We start from the raw sequence: 1,520 nt of genomic DNA on the forward strand, positions 1-1,520 counted from the left end.
GTGCGCCGTCCCAGGGACGAGCAGCACCGGCAATGGCAGAAGGCAGTCGCCGACGGTGCGATCATCGGGCTCGCGGCCACCGAACTCGACACCCCGAAGGTCGGCAATGTCACGCCGAACACCACACTGACCGCCGACGGCGACGATTATCTGCTCAACGGCACCAAATACTACAGCACCGGCACGCTCTATTCCGACTACGTGCTGGTACGCACGGCCGATGAGGCAGGCGCCAATGCGGCGGTGCTGATCCCGGTCAAGCGCGAGGGTATCGAGCTGATCGACGATTGGGACGGGCTCGGCCAGCGGCTGACCGCAACCGGCACCACGCACTTCCGCAACGTGCGCGTCAAGCGGCAGGAGGTGGTGTTCGACGCCCCTGACGCCGGCTACGGCATTCCCTACTCCAACACGTTCGCGCAACTGTTCCTGACCGCAATCAACGCCGGCATCGCGCGCGCGGTGCTACACGACGCTGCCGAACTGGTGCGATCGCGCAAGCGGACGTTCTACTATGCACCGAGCGAGATACCGGCGGACGACCCGTTGCTGCAGCAGACTTTCGGCCAGATTGCCAGCGGCGCGTTTGCGGCCGAGACCGTGGTGCTCGCGGCGGCAGAAGCCCTCGACGCCGCGACCGATGCATTCGACGCCGGCGATGCCGATGCCGTCGACGCCGCGCACAAGGCCGCGCTGCTCTCGGCCAAAGCCAAGATTGTCGCCGATGAGCTGGCGATCCGCAGCGGCAGCCTGCTGTTCGACGTCGGCGGAGCGTCCGCCACCAAGAAGGCGACCAATTTCGATCGCCACTGGCGCAACGCGCGAACCCTGGCCTCGCACAACCCGAACACCTTCAAGGCCCGCTCGATCGGGCAGTATGAGATCAGCGGCACGCCGCTGCCCGCCAAGGGTTTCTTCTGATCGGAAGCAGGTCCGGCGGCGACAAGAGGGAGAGACCCGATGAGCAAGCCGGACATCCATTTGGTCGATGCGGATCACGAGATCGAGCTGCAGTTTCGCCTCGTGATGCGTCGTCTCGCCGGCGGCGTCTGCGTCATCACGGCGGGAAGCGGCGATGACATCACCGGGATGACCGTCACTTCGCTGACGTCGCTGAGCGCCTCGCCGCCCCGGCTGCTGGTCAGCATCAACCGGCAGGCCTCCTCTTTTGAGCCGATCGCCCGCCACCGGCTGTTCGGCGTCAACATCCTCGGCTCGGACCAGCAGGCGCTCGCGGAACGGTTCAGCAACAGCCGCCTGAAAGGCAGCCAGCGCTTCGACGGAACGGCCTGGAGCCCTGGTGCTTCCGGCGTCCCGCTGCTGGACCATTCGCTTGCCACGGTCGAATGCCAGGTCGAGGAGATCATCGAGCGGCACTCGCATGGCATCATCGTGGGCCGCCTTTCCAGCATGGACGTGTCGCACCGCCTGTCCGGCCTCACCTACTGGAACGGACAGTATGTGCAGATCGATCACGAGGCTGATCTCGATCTGCTCGCCGAAGTCAGTATTCCGCTGGC

Annotated in this window: 2 protein-coding genes; both read left to right on the plus strand. The window is 65.5% G+C overall.

Going from position 1 to position 1,520, the window contains the following annotated elements; genetic code table 11:
* A partial coding sequence (locus tag VF497_RS13125; RefSeq protein ID WP_330889410.1) for an acyl-CoA dehydrogenase family protein occupies window positions 1-921 on the plus strand: 921 nt, incomplete at its 5' end.
* Between the two features lie 39 nt (window positions 922-960).
* Window positions 961-1,520, plus strand: a 560-nt coding sequence (locus VF497_RS13130; protein ID WP_330889412.1) for a flavin reductase family protein, incomplete at its 3' end; no start/stop codon positions are given.

This window comes from Rudaea sp. (genome assembly GCF_036383415.1).
Lineage (GTDB): Bacteria > Pseudomonadota > Gammaproteobacteria > Xanthomonadales > Rhodanobacteraceae > Rudaea.